The sequence below is a fragment of the Enterobacter sp. genome (assembly GCF_977039595.1).
Genome location: NZ_CDRQYH010000016.1, coordinates 36,922 through 54,141, shown reverse-complemented (window position 1 = coordinate 54,141; position 17,220 = coordinate 36,922). Strand labels below are relative to the sequence as shown.

12 protein-coding genes are annotated in these 17,220 nt (G+C 57.0%); 6 read left to right on the top strand and 6 right to left on the bottom strand.

Annotation, left to right across the window (positions count from 1 at the left end):
* Positions 1 to 35: 35 nt before the first annotated feature.
* Together ftsK and lrp are read right to left on the bottom strand one after the other, a co-directional pair.
* Positions 36 to 3,767 carry a DNA translocase FtsK gene (gene ftsK / locus ACWYRJ_RS07460; RefSeq protein ID WP_455507658.1) on the bottom strand — a complete coding sequence of 1,244 codons (3,732 nt, stop codon included), beginning with the start codon at positions 3,765 to 3,767 and terminating at the stop codon, positions 36 to 38.
* 135 nt (positions 3,768 to 3,902) lie between these two features.
* Positions 3,903 to 4,397, bottom strand: a complete 495-nt coding sequence (gene lrp, locus ACWYRJ_RS07455; RefSeq protein WP_000228469.1) for a leucine-responsive transcriptional regulator Lrp — start codon at positions 4,395 to 4,397, stop codon at positions 3,903 to 3,905.
* 544 nt (positions 4,398 to 4,941) lie between these two features.
* On the opposite strand from lrp, the gene trxB reads away from it, so the two are divergent.
* The 5 genes from trxB (at position 4,942) to infA (ending at position 10,765) form a co-directional block, all read left to right on the top strand.
* Positions 4,942 to 5,910 (top strand): thioredoxin-disulfide reductase, encoded by a 969-nt coding sequence (trxB, locus tag ACWYRJ_RS07450; RefSeq protein ID WP_455507657.1) that lies wholly within the window; start codon positions 4,942 to 4,944, stop codon positions 5,908 to 5,910.
* 114 nt (positions 5,911 to 6,024) lie between these two features.
* Positions 6,025 to 7,791: a heme ABC transporter permease/ATP-binding protein CydD gene (gene cydD, locus ACWYRJ_RS07445; RefSeq protein WP_455507656.1), complete on the top strand. Its 1,767-nt coding sequence runs from the start codon at positions 6,025 to 6,027 to the stop codon at positions 7,789 to 7,791.
* Positions 7,791 to 9,512, top strand: coding sequence for a heme ABC transporter ATP-binding protein/permease CydC (gene cydC / locus ACWYRJ_RS07440; protein WP_249576892.1), 1,722 nt, complete (start codon positions 7,791 to 7,793; stop codon positions 9,510 to 9,512). Before cydD ends, cydC begins: the two co-directional genes overlap by 1 nt.
* A gap of 45 nt (positions 9,513 to 9,557) precedes the next feature.
* Positions 9,558 to 10,262, top strand: a complete 705-nt coding sequence (gene aat / locus ACWYRJ_RS07435; protein WP_008499991.1) for a leucyl/phenylalanyl-tRNA--protein transferase — start codon at positions 9,558 to 9,560, stop codon at positions 10,260 to 10,262.
* A gap of 284 nt (positions 10,263 to 10,546) precedes the next feature.
* Complete coding sequence (gene infA, locus ACWYRJ_RS07430) at positions 10,547 to 10,765, top strand: translation initiation factor IF-1 (protein WP_002211347.1); 219 nt, start codon at positions 10,547 to 10,549, stop codon at positions 10,763 to 10,765.
* Positions 10,766 to 10,960: 195 nt separating this feature from the next.
* Here the strand turns inward: infA and clpA are convergent, their stop codons facing one another.
* Together clpA and clpS are read right to left on the bottom strand one after the other, a co-directional pair.
* On the bottom strand, positions 10,961 to 13,240 hold the full coding sequence (gene clpA, locus ACWYRJ_RS07425; RefSeq protein WP_014831269.1) for an ATP-dependent Clp protease ATP-binding subunit ClpA: 2,280 nt from the start codon (positions 13,238 to 13,240) through the stop codon (positions 10,961 to 10,963).
* Positions 13,241 to 13,267: 27 nt separating this feature from the next.
* On the bottom strand, positions 13,268 to 13,588 hold the full coding sequence (gene clpS / locus ACWYRJ_RS07420) for an ATP-dependent Clp protease adapter ClpS (protein WP_006174393.1): 321 nt from the start codon (positions 13,586 to 13,588) through the stop codon (positions 13,268 to 13,270).
* A gap of 267 nt (positions 13,589 to 13,855) precedes the next feature.
* Between clpS and cspD the strand changes: the two genes are divergently transcribed.
* Entirely contained in the window at positions 13,856 to 14,077 is a 222-nt protein-coding gene (cspD, locus tag ACWYRJ_RS07415; RefSeq protein ID WP_008499993.1) for a cold shock-like protein CspD, read from the top strand.
* A gap of 70 nt (positions 14,078 to 14,147) precedes the next feature.
* On the opposite strand, the gene macB is transcribed toward cspD, so the two are convergent.
* Both macB and macA read right to left on the bottom strand, forming a co-directional pair.
* On the bottom strand, positions 14,148 to 16,088 hold the full coding sequence (macB, locus tag ACWYRJ_RS07410) for a macrolide ABC transporter ATP-binding protein/permease MacB (RefSeq protein WP_455507655.1): 1,941 nt from the start codon (positions 16,086 to 16,088) through the stop codon (positions 14,148 to 14,150).
* Positions 16,085 to 17,194 carry a macrolide transporter subunit MacA gene (gene macA / locus ACWYRJ_RS07405; protein WP_455507665.1) on the bottom strand — a complete coding sequence of 370 codons (1,110 nt, stop codon included), beginning with the start codon at positions 17,192 to 17,194 and terminating at the stop codon, positions 16,085 to 16,087. The genes macB and macA overlap by 4 nt, the downstream gene beginning before the upstream one ends.
* Between the last annotated feature and the right edge of the window lie 26 nt (positions 17,195 to 17,220).

Here is a 17,220-nt window from a genome sequence, read left to right as displayed (position 1 = left end):
TTGGCTGATTTACCCTTCTTTGCAAACGCTGAAGGTTAATCAAACGGCGGCGGCGCCAGCACCTCGCGGTTACCGTTATGCCCCTGCTCGCTCACAATGCCCTGCGCTTCCATCTGCTCGATGATACGCGCTGCGCGGTTATAGCCGATGCGGAATTGACGCTGCACGCCTGAGATGGACGCTTTGCGTTTTTCGGTAACGAAGTTAACCGCCTGATCGAATAACGGATCCAGCTCTTCACCACCGTCGAAGCCACCGCCGCCGCCTTCGCTTTCCGTATCGCTGGTAATGCCGTCAATATATTGTGGACGACCGCGCGCTTTCCAGTCCTGCACGACAGCGTGAACTTCCTCGTCGCGGACAAACGCACCGTGAACACGCACCGGAGAAGTGGAGTTCGGGCCGGAATAGAGCATGTCCCCCATTCCCAGCAGCGACTCTGCGCCGCCCTGATCAAGAATGGTACGGGAGTCAATTTTGCTTGATACGGTAAAGGCGATACGCGTCGGAATGTTCGCTTTGATAAGACCAGTGATAACGTCCACGGAAGGACGCTGGGTCGCCAGCACAAGGTGAATACCAGCCGCACGCGCTTTCTGCGCCAGACGGGCAATCAACTCTTCCACTTTCTTACCAACGGTCATCATCAGGTCAGCGAATTCATCGACCAGCACGACGATATAAGGCAGTTTTTCCAGCACCGGATGCTGGGCATCCATGCTGTCACCTGGCTTCCAGTAAGGATCCGGGATCGGACGTCCCATACGCATAGCCTGGGCGATTTTCTCGTTATAACCGGCCAGATTACGTACGCCCAACGCAGACATCAGCTTGTAGCGGCGTTCCATCTCATTGACGCTCCAGCGCAGGGCGTTGGCGGCGTCTTTCATGTCGGTGACCACTTCGGTCAGCAGATGCGGGATGCCTTCGTAGACCGAAAGTTCGAGCATTTTCGGGTCGATCATGATGAAACGCACATCTTCCGGCTGCGCTTTATAGAGCATGCTGAGGATCATGGCGTTCACACCGACAGACTTACCGGAACCGGTAGTACCCGCGACCAGCAGGTGAGGCATTTTTGCGAGGTCTGCCACCACCGGATCGCCAGCGATATCTTTACCCAGCACCACTGTCAGCGGGGATGGGTTATCGCGGAATTTGGTGTTATCCAGCACTTCACGCAGGTAGACGGTCTGACGTTTCTTGTTCGGCAGCTCAAGACCAACGTAAGGTTTGCCCGGTATCACTTCCACCACACGTACCGCAACGGTCGACAAGGAACGCGCCAGGTCGCGGGACAGGTTAGAAATACGCGCGGCTTTAACGCCTGGCGCCAGGTTCAGTTCAAAACGGGTGATAACAGGGCCCGGCGAGTAGTTCACCACGTCAGCCTTGATACGGAAGTCGGCCAGACGGGCTTCCACCAGACGCGCCATCTGCTCCAGCGCGAAGGTATCGACGGGTTCCACTTCCGACGGCGGCGGCGTTAACAGATCAAGAGACGGCAGCGGCGTGCTTGGACGCTGCAGCGGACGGCTGTCACCGTTACGCATCAGCAGCGGGTGAATCAGGCTCTCTTGCTGCTGAGGCGCAGGCTGCTGGAACTGCGGCGGCTGCGGTTGCTGAACTGGTTGTTGCGGTTGCGCATATGGCTGCTGAACGGGCTGCTGCGGCTGCGCATACGGCTGATGAACAGGTTGTTGCGGCTGTGCATAGGCCTGTGGTGCTGGCTGCTGGCGCACAGGCTCAACTTCCGGCATCACGCTCGGGGTAAATAAAGGCTCGCTCGGGCCATCATCCACCAGATCCTTCATCGGCGAGAATTCAAAATCAGACAGTGAGAACGGATTTGCACCAGCCGGTTGTTCACCGGAATAACGCTGCTGCTGGGTGGCGGCGAACTGGCGCGCTAATTCCGCTTCTGCAGCGTCATCTTCGTCTTCAGGCACAGGTTCACCGTGCTGATATTCTTCACCGTAGCGTTGATTCTGCTGCGCGGCGAACTGGCGGGCCAGCTCGTCCTGTTGCATCTCATCGGCGTCATCTTCGTACTCTGGCTCGCGCGCTTTCTCTTCTGCCATGCGCTGGGAAGGCAGCTTGATACCATAAGAGGCAAGTTCACGACGGGTTGGTACGCGAACGCGGTTAGGACGAGGCAGTTGCGGACCAATCCCCTCCTTCACCTGAGGACGTGGCGCGCCCCCTGTTGCCAGGCTAAAGACAGGTGCAGCCACGGCAGCGGCCGCGGTAGCCTGCTTCACGCTTTCCGCTACGGGTGCAACTACAGGTGTCGAGTCGACCGGTGGAACTGGGACAGAAGGCGCTTTCGTCACCGGCTCCTGCACCGATTCAGGCACAGGCTGATACCAGGCGGCCAGCTGTTCGCGTTCACGCGCGCGGCGCTCTTCGACTTCTTCAAAATAGTACAGCGGTGGACGGGCTGGCTTCACCTCTTCCACGATCTCAGGTTCAGGCTGCGGCGCTACATGAGGCTGCACAGGTTCAACCGGTTCAGGCACATACTCCTGATACGGTTGGGCCACTGGCTGTTCAAAGTGAGGGTAATCTTGCGGTTCATACGCAGGCTGCGGCGGCTGATATGGCTGCTGCCACTGCTCCTGCTGCACAGGGACATAGCTCTCTGGTTCAGGCGCGATAACAGGCTCCGGCGTGTGAACACCGGGAGCAGTCTGCCAGTCAACCTGAGGTTGCTGAATAACGGATTCCGGCGGCGAAACCGGCGCGGATGGCATCACGGCGTCGACAGGCGCGGCATACGCCTGCGCTGCGGTTGTCGCGGCTGCGGCTGCCGCAACCGGTTCAGTGACCGAGTGACCGTTTAACAGCGGGTCGTATTCGTCAAAGTCCCCGGGCGTGGCCCGGCTGCCAGAGAAGAGCACATCGTCAGGATCGACTGCGACACCCGCAGCGCGATACGCCACCTGCTCGTCTTCATCCATGCGTTTACCGGAGAAGAGCGCCTCATCGGTTTTACGACCTAGCGGGTTGGCAAATTTCTCAGCAACACGCTGACGACGCGCCAGCGCGCCGCGCAGAATACGCGTACGACGAGATTCGCGACGCTGCACAGGCGCGTCATCTTCCTCTTCATCTTCGTACTCGTCTTCATCAACCCACGTATCGTCACGGCGGGTACGGTTGCTGGCGAAGGTCAGAATGGTGAGGATAAAACTACCAATTTTCTCGGCAATGCTCACCCAGGACCAGCCGGTAAACAGCGTTAGCCCGGCCGCCCAAATGCACAGCAGCGCCAGCGTGCCGCCGCTGCTGTGCAGCATCGGCTGTAGCGCAGAACTGAGTAAGCTGCCGATTACACCGCCAGAGGCGAAGTACCAGATATCATCCGCATTGATTGCCGCTAGCCCGCACGAAGTAAGGATCAGCGCCAGCGCGCCAATCAGGCGCAGCGACACGGCGAAATAGTCGATGTAATCATCGTTCTGACGATGACGCCACGCAAACCAGCAGCCGCCAATGATAATAACGGGGAGGGTGTAGGCCATCACACCGAAAATGAAAAACAGCGTATCCGCCAGCCAGGCACCAGGGACACCGCCTAAATTATGGATAGGCTCATGCCATGCAGTTTGTGACCAGCTGGGATCTGAAGGATTGAAACTGAATAAGGCTGCCATCAGCCAGACGGCAAAAAGGGCAATAACAATCAGCAAAGCCTCGAGGAGACGACGTCCGCTGCTTAGCTTCGATAGTGTGACTTCTTTGTCTTCAGTGTATTCCTGGCTCAAAAAAGGCTCTCCAGGTATCAGGCATATCCTGCCTTTTTGCTAAAACGGACAACAGCGCCGGGACTCCCCGGCACTGTTGCTGTATGGATTAACAGGAGTGTAATCAAACTACGCTGATTTTGCACCTGTTCCGTGTTAGCGCGTCTTAATAACCAGACGATTGCTCTGTTTGACCTCTTCCATCACCACATATGTACGGGTGTCGTTCACGCCTGGCAGACGCAGCAGGGTTTCCCCCAGCAGCTTACGGTAGGCGGACATATCAGGCACACGGGTTTTCAACAGGTAGTCGAAATCACCGGACACCAGATGACACTCTTGAATTTCTTCAAGTTTTTGTACAGCGGCGTTGAATTGTTCAAACACATCCGGCGCACCACGATTCAGAGTAATCTCAACAAATACCAGAAGTGAGGCATCCAGATAATGCGGGTTCAACAGAGCAGTGTAGCCCTGAATGAAACCCTGTCTTTCCAGTCGGCGCACACGCTCAAGGCACGGCGTCGGGGAAAGTCCCACACGTTTTGAAAGCTCGACGTTGGAAATACGCCCATCCTTTTGCAATTCATTAAGAATGTTACGATCGATACGGTCGAGATCTTTGCCAGGGCGCTTCTTGCTATCTACCATTATTATTGTCTCTCTGTATTCCTTCCCTACTCCTGCCTGGACCCTGTGCACATCACTGTTCAGAGCCTGTACCCGTTAGTCATCACATCGCCTGATTATGTAATAGACGCGATGCGGATTCGGGTTCTGTTGGTAAGAAGACCGTTGCCCGAAGGCTGTCACCGACATCACGTATGGCGTCTGTCCACGCCATGCGTAGATTTCACTGACCCGGTAAAAATGGCATTTACGTGCATGCCTATGCGGCATACGGTTAACGCGGTTTTTTTTCTTCCTTGAATGTTTTCGCAAAAGCGCAGGGGATTGTCAAAGCAAAACATCGTTTTTTAGTACAACATGCCGGATATTCATTACGGCAGGGTATTAATCCTCATTTTATTGCCTTAGAAACGACCGCTTTTATCGAGAAAGCGTGAGGTTATCGCGCGCTATTCATCGTCCACGGCTATTACACAGATTGATATCAAAATTGCTGCGCTCTTTTTTTACGGCAACAAATTCCCTACAATCCAGCCAAATGTCTGCCAACAACAATGGGGATCTCATGGGCACGGCCAAACACAGTAAGCTGCTAATCCTTGGTTCTGGACCTGCGGGATATACCGCAGCGGTCTATGCTGCACGCGCTAACCTGCACCCGGTACTCATCACCGGTATGGAAAAAGGCGGTCAGCTGACCACCACCACCGAAGTGGAAAACTGGCCAGGGGACCCGAACGACCTGACCGGGCCGCTGCTGATGGAACGTATGCACGAGCATGCCGCTAAATTCGAAACCGAAATTCTGTTCGACCACATTAACAAGGTCGATCTTCAGAACCGTCCTTTCCGCCTGACGGGCGACAGCGGCGAATACACCTGCGACGCGCTGATCATCGCCACGGGTGCTTCTGCCCGTTACCTCGGTCTGCCATCCGAAGAAGCGTTCAAAGGCCGCGGCGTCTCTGCCTGCGCAACCTGCGACGGTTTCTTCTACCGTAATCAGAAAGTCGCGGTCATCGGCGGCGGCAACACCGCAGTGGAAGAAGCGCTCTATCTGGCAAACATTGCCTCTGAGGTGCACCTGATCCACCGTCGCGAAACCTTCCGCGCGGAGAAGATCCTGATCAAACGTCTGATGGATAAAGTAGCAAGTGGCAGCATCGTGCTGCATACCAACCGTACCCTGGAAGAGGTGACGGGCGACCAGATGGGCGTTGCCGGTCTGCGTATCCGTGATACCCAGAACACCGATAACGTTGAAACGCTGGAAGTAGCGGGCCTGTTTGTGGCGATCGGTCACAGTCCGAACACCGCGATCTTCGACGGTCAGCTGGAGCTGGAAAACGGCTACATCAAAGTGCAGTCCGGCATTCACGGTAATGCGACCCAGACCAGCATCCCGGGCGTCTTTGCGGCTGGCGACGTGATGGACCATATTTATCGTCAGGCGATTACTTCTGCGGGCACCGGCTGTATGGCCGCGCTGGACGCTGAACGCTACCTCGATGGACTGGCTGAACAAGGTAAATAATCTTTACAAGTCAGTAACAAACGTAAATAAAGGCGGCGATAAGTCGCCTTTATTGTCTCCCCGTTGTAACATTGCGCTGCCCAACTTCTAATAACGTCACCTGCAAAGTACGCAATGGAAAAAACCCGTCAACAAGAGTTAACACGCTGGCTGAAACAGCAAAGCGTTATTTCCCGCCGCTGGCTTACGATTTCCCGTCTTTTGGGGTTCGTTAGCGGTCTGTTGATTGTTGCCCAGGCATGGCTGCTGGCCCGCATTCTTAATCACATGATCATGGAGAACATCCCGCGCGAAGCGCTCCTGCTGCCCTTTATTGTCCTGATCCTGATTTTTGTTCTGCGCGCCTGGGTGGTATGGCTGCGTGAGCGCGTCGGTTTTCACGCCGGACAGCACATCCGTTACGAGATCCGCCGTCAGGTGCTCGACAGGCTTCAGGAAGCCGGGCCTGCCTGGATCCAGGGTAAACCGGCCGGTAGCTGGGCGACGCTGATCCTTGAGCAGATTGACGATATGCACGACTACTACGCGCGCTATCTGCCGCAGATGGCCCTTGCCGTCTTCGTTCCGCTGCTGATCGTTATCGCTATCTTCCCGGTGAACTGGATGGCGGCGCTGATTCTGATGGGAACCGCCCCGCTGATCCCGCTGTTTATGGCGCTGGTCGGGATGGGGGCAGCGGATGCCAACCGCCGTAACTTCCTGGCATTGGGTCGCCTGAGTGGCCATTTCCTCGATCGTCTTCGCGGCATGGAGACATTGCGCATTTTTGGCCGCGGTGAAGCGGAAACCGAAAATATTCGCATGGCGTCACAGGACTTCCGTCAGCGCACCATGGAAGTCTTACGCCTCGCCTTCTTATCTTCCGGCGTCCTGGAATTCTTCACCTCGCTGTCGATCGCCCTCGTGGCGGTCTACTTCGGCTTCTCCTACCTTGGCGCGCTGGATTTCGGCCATTACGGCACGGCGGTGACCCTTTCTGCCGGTTTCCTGGCGCTGATCCTGGCGCCGGAATTTTTCCAGCCGCTTCGCGATCTGGGAGCCTTCTATCACGCCAAAGCGCAGGCGGTTGGCGCCGCCGATAGCCTGAAAACGTTTCTGGAAACGCCGCTGGCCCACCCGGAGCGGGGTGACGTAACGCTGAATACTAAAGATCCGGTGACGATTGAAGCGCAGGACTTTTCCATTCTGTCGCCCGAAGGCAAAATCCTCGCCGGTCCGCTGAACTTTACTTTACCTGCCGGACAACGCGTGGTGCTCGTCGGCACCAGCGGTTCCGGGAAAAGCTCTCTACTGAACGCGCTATCCGGTTTTATGGCCTACACGGGTTCACTGCGGATCAACAAAACCGAACTGCGCAACCTCGAGCCTGACGCCTGGCGTAAACAGCTCAGTTGGGTAGGACAAAACCCGCAGCTCCCGGCTTCTACGCTGCATGAAAACGTGCTTCTGGCGCGCCCGGACGCGCGTGAAGATGAGCTGCAATCGGTTCTCGACCGCGCCTGGGTCAGCGAATTTCTGCCTCTGCTGCCGAAAGGGGTGGATACTGTGGTCGGCGATCAGTCCGCCGGGCTGTCGGTCGGGCAGGCGCAGCGCGTGGCCGTTGCCCGAGCGCTGCTTAACCCATGCCAGCTGATGCTGCTGGACGAGCCCGCAGCAAGCCTGGATGCCCACAGCGAGCAGCGCGTAATGGAGGCCCTGAACGCTGCCTCCCGGCAGCAAACCACCCTGATGGTTACCCACCAGCTGGAAGGCATTGCCGACTGGGACCAGATCTGGGTCATGGAGAACGGTCGTATTGTTGAGCAAGGCGATTACGCCTCTCTCGTTGCCGCCCAGGGACCATTTGCCGCCCTGCTGGCGAACCGTCAGGAGGATATCTGATGCGCGCTCTGCTGCCTTATCTTGCGCTCTATAAACGCCACAAATGGATGCTGACGCTGGGGATTGTGCTGGCCATTGTCACGCTGCTCGCCAGCATCGGTCTGCTCACGCTTTCCGGCTGGTTCCTGTCGGCCTCGGCCGTCGCAGGGTTCGCCGGTTTATACAGCTTCAACTATATGCTTCCGGCTGCTGGGGTTCGCGGTACCGCCATCACCCGTACTGCCGGACGCTATTTCGAACGCCTGGTGAGCCACGACGCCACCTTCCGCGTGCTGCAGCACCTGCGTATCTACACCTTCAGCAAACTACTGCCCCTCTCCCCTGCCGGGCTGGCGCGTTTTCGTCAGGGCGAGTTGCTTAACCGCGTGGTGGCGGATGTCGACACGCTGGATCACCTTTATCTGCGCGTAATTTCCCCCATCGTGGGCGCGTTTGTGGTGATTGTGGTGGTCACGCTGGGGCTGTCTGTTCTGGATGTTCCCGTTGCGCTGACGCTGGGCGGGATAATGCTGTTAACGCTTATCGTTCTGCCGCCGCTGTTTTACCGCGCCGGGAAATCCACCGGGGAAAACCTGACTCGTCTGCGTGGGGACTATCGTCAGCAGCTGACCTCCTGGCTTCAGGGCCAGGCAGAGCTGACCATTTTTGGTGCCAGCAAGCGCTACCGCGCCCGCATGGAAAGTACGGAGCTAAACTGGCATGAAGCCCAGCGCCGCCAGTCGGAACTGACGGCCTTTTCTCAGGCGCTAATGATGCTAATCGGCGGTGTGGCGGTGATTGCCATGCTGTGGCTGGCTTCCGGCGATATCGGGGGAAATACACAGCCGGGTCCTCTTATTGCCCTTTTCGTTTTCTGTGCGCTGGCCGCATTTGAAGCACTGGCTCCGGTGACGGGCGCCTTCCAGCACCTGGGTCAGGTGATCGCCTCTGCCCTGCGCATCACCCAGATCGCCGAGCAGGAACCGGAAGTTACGTTCAGTGCCGGGCAGACCGCGGTACCTGAGCAGGTTGCGCTGACGCTTGACGATGTCACCTTCAGCTATGACAAACAGGCACAGAACGCGCTGGAGGGTATCACCCTTTCTGTTAATGCCGGACAGCGGATTGCGATCCTCGGCCGTACCGGCTGCGGTAAATCGACGCTGCTGCAGCTGCTGACCCGCGCCTGGGATCCGCAGCGCGGTCAGATTCGTTTTAATAACACGTCGCTGACCGATTTTAGCGAGCAAGCCCTGCGCAAAACCGTCAGCGTCGTTCCGCAGCGCGTGCATCTGTTTAGCGCCACACTGCGCGATAACCTGCTGCTGGCAGCCCCAGAGGCCACTGATGATGCGCTTCGCGCCGTGCTGGAACAGGTTGGTCTGCATAAGCTGCTTGAAGACGAGGGATTGAACAGCTGGCTGGGTGAAGGCGGCCGTCAGCTTTCCGGCGGTGAGCTGCGCCGTCTGGCAATTGCGCGCGCGCTGCTGCACGATGCGCCGCTGATGCTGCTTGACGAGCCCACCGAAGGGCTGGACGCCACGACCGAGAGTCAAATCCTTGATTTGCTGGCCAATGTCATGACCGGTAAAACCGTCCTGATGGTCACGCACCGCCTGCGCGGACTGGCGAGTTTTGATCGGATAATTGTGATGGACAACGGACACATTATTGAGCAAGGTAGTCACGCAGAGCTGTTGGCGAAACAGGGTCGCTACTACCAGTTTAAACAGCGTCTGTAGACTATATTTGTAGCGTCCTCACTCGCGTACTGGAGTTTTGCTGTCATGCGCCTGGTCCAGCTTTCTCGTCATAACATCGCGTTCCCTTCTCCGGAAGGGGCGCTGCGTGAGCCCAATGGGCTGCTGGCCCTTGGCGGTGACCTCAGTCCTGCTCGACTATTGATGGCATACCAGCGCGGTATCTTCCCCTGGTTTTCTCCCGGCGACCCCATTTTATGGTGGTCTCCCGATCCGCGCGCAGTGCTGTGGCCAGAGCAGTTTCACTTGAGCCGCAGCATGAAGCGTTTCCATGCAAAATCACCGTACCGCGTCACCCTTAATCATGCCTTTGGTCAGGTCATTGAAGGCTGTGCCGAAGACCGCTTTGAGGGAACATGGATAACCCGCGATATTATTACCGCCTACCATCAGCTTCATGAGCTTGGCTACGCCCACTCAATCGAGGTGTGGGACGGCGGAGCACTCGTCGGCGGCATGTATGGCGTGGCGCAGGGTACGCTGTTTTGCGGCGAGTCGATGTTCTCCCGCGCGGTTAACGCCTCGAAAACGGCGCTGCTGGTCTTCTGCCAGGCATTTGCCCAGCGCGGCGGACGCCTGATCGATTGTCAGGTGCTCAACGAGCACACGGCCTCTCTCGGTGCCGTTGAGATCCCGCGACGCCAGTACATTGAGCATCTGGATGCCAGCCGTCAGGAGAAGCTCCCCCGCGACTTCTGGATACCGAGAACGCTCTTTATGCCCAATGCCTAAATGTTTTCCGCATATTTTTTGTGAGGGTGTTATAATTATGCCGCAGAGTAGCTTCTGCCTGTTGCCCCGCCGCCGTTTGGGACCCTCGCTTCAGATAACGTCCTGACGTTTATCCTGTTGTCTCCCCTTTACGAATGCGCTTCCTGTTCGGTTGTACCGTGACGCTTGGGCAATGCGCCGAAACTGTTTTGCTGCGTTTTAATCGCGCAATTCTTTACTTAATTGATGAATTTCGGCATTATCTTGCCGGTTCAAAACTTGGTAGTGATACCCCAGAGGATTAGATGGCCAAAGAAGACAATATTGAAATGCAGGGTACCGTACTTGATACGTTGCCTAATACCATGTTTCGCGTAGAGCTGGAAAACGGTCACGTGGTAACTGCGCACATCTCCGGTAAAATGCGCAAAAACTACATCCGCATTTTGACGGGCGACAAAGTGACTGTTGAACTGACCCCGTACGACCTGAGCAAAGGCCGCATTGTCTTCCGTAGTCGCTAATTGTTTTCGCCTGTAATGGCAGATGAATATATAAAAGGTCGGGTTAATCCCGGCCTTTTTTATTTGTGGCTTTAAAGTGGGTCTGCGGGAAGATATATTTTAGGGCAGCCGATACCCTCTCCCACAGAGAGAGGGCGAAAGGCAGGCATAAAAAAAACCGGGCTATTGCCCGGTTTTTAAGACCTACGTAAGAAATCAGTGAGCCGCTTCCGGCTTGTGCTTCGCCGCACTCTGGAAATCGTACGTCAGTTCGTTCTTCGCCTGATCCAGCGCCACGGTCACCTGGCCGCCGTCCACCAGCGAGCCAAACAGCAGCTCGTTCGCCAGCGGTTTCTTCAGGTTGTCCTGAATTACACGCGCCATTGGACGGGCGCCCATCGCACGGTCGTAGCCTTTCTCGGCCAGCCAGTTTCGGGCCTCCTGGCTCACTTCCAGCGACACGCCTTTCTGATCCAGCTGAACCTGCAGCTCGACGATGAACTTATCCACGACCTGATGGATCACCTCGGTAGACAGGTGATCGAACCAGATAATGTTGTCCAGACGGTTACGGAACTCCGGCGTGAAGATCTTCTTGATCTCCTCCATCGCATCGGTGCTGTTATCCTGGTGGATCAGGCCGATGGACTTACGCTCGGTTTCTCGCACCCCGGCGTTAGTGGTCATTACCAGCACCACGTTGCGGAAGTCAGCTTTGCGCCCGTTGTTGTCGGTCAGCGTCCCGTTGTCCATCACCTGTAGCAGGATGTTGAACACGTCCGGGTGCGCTTTCTCGATTTCATCGAGCAGCAGTACCGCGTGCGGGTGCTTGATCACCGCGTCGGTGAGCAGGCCGCCCTGGTCAAAGCCCACGTAGCCCGGAGGCGCACCAATCAAACGGCTGACGGTGTGACGCTCCATATACTCGGACATATCAAAGCGCAGCAGCTCAATGCCCAGCGCTTTGGAAAGCTGAACCGTTACCTCGGTTTTCCCCACGCCGGTCGGGCCGGCAAACAGGAAGGAACCGACAGGCTTGTGCTCATGCCCCAGTCCGGCACGGGCCATCTTGATCGCTTCGGTTAAGGCCTCAATGGCTTTATCCTGACCAAAGACCAGCATTTTCAGGCGATTGCCGAGGGTGCGCAGCGTGTCGCGATCGCTCTGAGAGACGCTCTTCTCAGGGATACGCGCGATGCGGGCCACCACGGACTCAATATCCGCCACGTTAACGGTTTTCTTACGCTTGCTGGCCGGCATCAGGCGCGCACGCGCCCCGGCCTCATCAATCACGTCAATCGCCTTATCCGGCAGATGACGGTCATTGATGTATTTCACCGCCAGCTCCACCGCCGCACGTACCGCTTTCGCGGTGTAACGCACGTCGTGGTGCGCTTCGTACTTCGGCTTCAGGCCGTTGATGATCTGCACCGTTTCCTCGACGGACGGTTCGGTCACGTCGATTTTCTGGAAGCGGCGCGCCAGCGCACGGTCTTTCTCAAAGATGTTGCTGAACTCCTGGTAGGTGGTGGAGCCAATCACGCGGATCTTGCCGCTGGAGAGCAGCGGTTTGATCAGGTTAGCCGCATCCACCTGGCCACCGGAGGCCGCACCTGCCCCGATGATGGTGTGAATTTCATCGATAAACAGGATGCTGTTGGTGTCCTGCTCCAGCTGTTTTAACAGCGCCTTGAAGCGTTTTTCAAAATCACCGCGGTATTTCGTACCCGCCAGCAGCGAGCCGATATCCAGCGAGTAGATGGTGCAGTCGGCAATCACTTCCGGCACGTCGCCCTGGACAATGCGCCAGGCAAGCCCTTCGGCAATCGCGGTTTTACCCACGCCTGACTCCCCCACCAGCAGCGGGTTGTTCTTGCGGCGACGGCACAGCACCTGGATCGCGCGCTCCAGCTCTTTATCGCGACCAATCAGCGGGTCGATACCGCCAACGCGAGCAAGCTGGTTAAGGTTGGTGGTGAAGTTTTCCATACGATCCTCCCCGCCTGCTTGCTCTTCATTGTTATTGACCTGATTGCTGGAATCCGATGCCTGGTTAGGCTCGTCTTTGCGCGTTCCGTGAGAGATAAAGTTAACCACGTCGAGGCGGCTGACTTCGTGTTTGCGCAGCAGATAGGCAGCCTGTGACTCCTGCTCGCTGAAGATGGCGACCAAGACGTTTGCGCCAGTCACTTCGCTACGCCCGGAAGACTGGACGTGGAATACCGCGCGCTGCAGCACGCGCTGGAAGCTGAGCGTCGGCTGCGTGTCGCGCTCTTCTTCACTGGCTGGCAGCACCGGTGTGGTTTGTTCGATGAAGGCTTCGAGTTCCTGACGTAGCGCCACCAGATCCACGGAGCAGGCTTCCAGCGCTTCGCGGGCAGATGGGTTGCTAAGCAGTGCGAGCAGTAAATGCTCGACGGTCATAAACTCATGTCGGTGCTCACGCGCTCTGGCGAAAGCCATGTTTAAACTGAGTTCCAGTTCTTGATTGAGCATAGGCACCTCCCCCAATTTTATGCCTTATCAGGCCTTTTCCAGCGTACACAGCAACGGATGCTCGTTCTCCCTCGCATAGTCGTTCACCATCGCCACTTTGGTTTCCGCCACTTCGGCTGTGAAGATGCCGCAGATAGCTTTGCCACGATAATGAACGGTAAGCATCAGTTGCGTTGCACGTTCTACATCATAAGAAAAGAACTTTTGTAGCACGTCAATAACAAATTCCATCGGCGTGTAATCATCGTTCATTAACATAACTTTATACATAGATGGCGGTTTTAGCGCGTCGCGCACTTTGTCTTCCGCCAGCTGGTCAAAATCCAGCCAATCGTTGGTCTTACCCATTATGCATAACCACTTTGAATCTACCTCAGATGTTAGATAACAATCATCTATTACTGTCATCCGCGATGTCTGTCACAAACTGTTGCAATAGCGTTAACTGCTTCAAACTTTGGTTGATTATTGTCCCATCTCCAGCGCCAAACGCTTGACGACTTCTTTCGTTTCTCTAAATTGTACAAGCGTGAGATGGCGAGGTTTTGAACAGCCCCCACTCCACCACCGGTTCATTCCATCTTAACTTATAAGATTTACGAAGGATGTCGAAGCATGGAAATGGGTACTGTTAAGTGGTTCAACAACGCCAAAGGGTTTGGCTTCATCTGCCCCGAAGGCGGCGGCGAGGATATCTTCGCTCACTATTCCACCATTCAGATGGATGGTTACAGAACGCTCAAAGCCGGGCAGTCCGTCCGGTTCGATGTTCACCAGGGACCAAAAGGCAATCATGCCAGCCTTATCGTCCCCATTGAAGCTGAGACGGTTGCATAGCTCTCTGTTTTATTGTGTACATCCCGCAGTCAAAATGCCAGCCCGATCGGCTGGCATTTTTATTTTCGGGTTATTCCCGAGCCAGCGCGTCCACCGGATCCAGCCGCGCCGCGTTGCGGGCGGGCAACCAGCCAAACAAAATGCCGGTAAAGGTTGAACACAAGAATGCGGTAATAATGGCCACCGGCGAGAAGCCAATCTCCCAGCCGGGTAAAAAGAGCTGGAGCGCGAAGGCGATCATCATCGAGAGCGCAATCCCCATCGCACCGCCGACCAGACACACCAGCACGGCTTCAATCAAAAACTGCTGCAGCACGTCGCTGGCCCGGGCCCCGACCGCCATGCGGATGCCAATCTCCCGGGTACGTTCGGTTACCGACACCAGCATGATGTTCATCACCCCGATACCGCCGACGACCAGCGAAATCACCGCCACCAGCGTGAGGAACAGCTGAAGAGTACGTGTGGTCTTTTCCGCCGTTTTCAAGAGGCCGTCCATATTCCAGGTGAAGAAATCTTTCTTCCCGTGGCGCAGGGTTAACAGCCGCTCAAGCTGCTGTTCGGCCAGCGCGCTGTCGTAGCCCTCCTTCACGCGCACGGTGATGGAGTTGAGCCAGGACTGCCCCATAATCCGCCCGGAGATGGTGGTATAGGGCAGCCAGACGCGCAGGATCTTGCTGCTGCCAAACATCGACTGCTTCTCTTCCGCCACGCCGATAACCGTGGCAGGCATGTTGCCGACCAGGATCACTTCGCCCACCACGTTGGCTTTATTGGGGAAGAGCTGTCTGCGCGAATTCGCGTCCAGCACCACCACCTGCGCCCTGCCAGCCAGCTGCTCGGCGTTGAAGGTGGCGCCTTCGCTGAAGGTCATACCGTAGACGTTGAAGTAGTCTCCGCTCACGCCGTTAGCGCTGGCGGCAACGTCAACATTACCCACGCGCAGACGCAGGTTCTGCGACACCGCTGGCGTGGCGGAGTTCACCCACGGCTGCTTCTGAATGGCCGCCAGGTCGTCGTATTTCAGTGCCTGTTGATACTGCGGCTCGTCATCGCCAAAGTCTTTGCCGGGATAGACGTCAATGGTATTGGTGCCGATAGCGCGGATATCTGCCAGCACCAGCTGCTTGGCCGCGTCGCCCACCACCACAATCGACACCACCGAGGCAATACCGATGATGATGCCGAGCATCGTCAGCAGGGTACGCATTTTATTGGCCGCCATCGCCAGCCAGGCCATGGTCAGCGCTTCACGAAAGCCGCTGGAAAACTGTCCCCAGCCGGTTGATGCTGGCAACGCTTCTTTAGATGCCGCTGCTCTGGACTCACGCGGCGGCGGGTTGCTGACCAGCTCGCCGTCGTGGATCTCAATAATGCGCTCCGCCTGTGCCGCCACCTGCGGATCGTGGGTCACGATGATAACCGTGTGCCCCCGATCGCGAAGCTGATGCAGGATCGCCATCACCTCTTCGCCGGAATGGCTGTCAAGCGCCCCGGTCGGCTCATCCGCGAGGATCACCTGCCCGCCGTTCATCAGGGCACGGGCAATACTCACGCGCTGCTGCTGGCCGCCGGACAGCTGCGAGGGCTGGTATTCCACCCGCTCCGCCAGCCCCAGACGCGTCAGCAGCATCTGCGCGCGTTCAAGTCGCTTTTTCCGCTCGACGCCCGCATACACCGCGGGCACTTCAACGTTCTGCGCCGCATTAAGATGAGAAAGCAGATGGTAACGCTGGAAGATAAAGCCGAAATGTTCCCGGCGCAGCTTCGCCAGCGCGTCGCCGTCCAGCGTGGAGACATCCGTTCCGGCCACGCGGTACGTGCCGCTGGTGGGTTTATCCAGACAGCCGAGAATGTTCATCAGCGTCGATTTACCGGAACCCGATGCCCCGACAATCGCCACCATCTCGCCCGCCTCCACGCGCAGGGAGATGCCCTTCAGCACCTCCACCGGGCCGTCGCCCGACGGATAGCTGCGACGAATGTCCTTCAGCTCAAGCAGCGCCGTCATTTGGCGGCTCCGGGCAGGCTTTCGCTGACAACAACCTCCTCGCCCTCTTCCAGCCCTTTCACCACCACCACGTCGGTGTCGTTGCGCGCGCCTATCACAACCTCACGCTCGCGCGTTTCGCCGTTGCGCAGCACTTTCACTTTATAACGGCTATCCCCGGCGGATTCGCCGAGCGCAGAGAGCGGAATGGTCAGCACGTTCTTCACGCCGGTCAGCTGGATATGCACCTGTGCGGTCATGTCCAGACGCAGCACGCCCTGCGGGTTTGGCACCTCAAAGCGGGCATAGTAAAAAATAGCGTCGTTAACTTTTTCCGGCGTCGGCAGAATGTCTTTCAGCACGCCTTCGTAGCGCGTCTGCGGATCGCCCAGCACCGTAAACCAGGCGTTCTGTCCCGGCTTAAGATGGATAACATCCGCCTCTGAAACCTGGGCTTTGACCAGCATAGTGCTCATGTCCGCCAGCGTCAGAATGTTTGGCGCCTGCTGCGCGGCAATCACCGTCTGGCCCTGCAGCGTAGTGATCTGGGTCACTTCACCCGCCATCGGCGCAACGATTTTGGTGTAGTCGAGGTTGGTTTTCGCCGTATCCAGCGAGGCCTGATTGCGCTTGATTTGCGCGTCAATCGTGCCAATCTGCGCCTGTTTCACCGCCAGTTCCGTGGTGGCCGTGTCTAAATCCTGCTTCGAAATCGCCTGGGTTTTGGCCAGCGCCTGCTGTCGGGTCAGCGTCACCTGCGCCAGGTTACGTTCTGCCAGCGCCTGCGCACGCTGCGCGCGCAGCTCCATCAGCGTGGCTTCCACCTCGCGGATCTGGTTCTCAGCCTGCTCAGGGTCGATAACGCCGAGCAGCTGGCCTTTTTTCACCTTATCGCCAATCTCAACCGACAGCGTTTTCAGCTGGCCGCTAACCTGCGCGCCGACGTCAACCTTGCGCAAAGCGTCAAGCTTGCCCGTCGCAAGGACGTTTTGCTGCAGTTCCCCCGGGCGAACAATCAGTGTCTGATACTGCGGCACCGGCGCATTCAGCACCTGCCATAGCCAGTACCCACCGGCTAAAACCACGACCGCCAGCAGCAGAACCAGCGTTCTGCTTTTTCCATTTATATAAAAAAATATACAAAACAACTGTC

Bases quoted from the DNA above. Each gene is read 5' to 3' on its own strand.
- lrp (WP_000228469.1), bottom strand. From the start codon at position 4,397: ATGGTAGATAGCAAGAAGCGCCCTGGCAAAGATCTCGACCGTATCGAT.
- trxB (WP_455507657.1), top strand. From the start codon at position 4,942: ATGGGCACGGCCAAACACAGTAAGCTGCTAATCCTTGGTTCTGGACCT.
- cydD (WP_455507656.1), top strand. From the start codon at position 6,025: ATGGAAAAAACCCGTCAACAAGAGTTAACACGCTGGCTGAAACAGCAA.
- cydC (WP_249576892.1), top strand. From the start codon at position 7,791: ATGCGCGCTCTGCTGCCTTATCTTGCGCTCTATAAACGCCACAAATGG.
- aat (WP_008499991.1), top strand. From the start codon at position 9,558: ATGCGCCTGGTCCAGCTTTCTCGTCATAACATCGCGTTCCCTTCTCCG.
- infA (WP_002211347.1), top strand. From the start codon at position 10,547: ATGGCCAAAGAAGACAATATTGAAATGCAGGGTACCGTACTTGATACG.
- clpA (WP_014831269.1), bottom strand. From the start codon at position 13,240: ATGCTCAATCAAGAACTGGAACTCAGTTTAAACATGGCTTTCGCCAGA.
- clpS (WP_006174393.1), bottom strand. From the start codon at position 13,588: ATGGGTAAGACCAACGATTGGCTGGATTTTGACCAGCTGGCGGAAGAC.
- cspD (WP_008499993.1), top strand. From the start codon at position 13,856: ATGGAAATGGGTACTGTTAAGTGGTTCAACAACGCCAAAGGGTTTGGC.
- macB (WP_455507655.1), bottom strand. From the start codon at position 16,088: ATGACGGCGCTGCTTGAGCTGAAGGACATTCGTCGCAGCTATCCGTCG.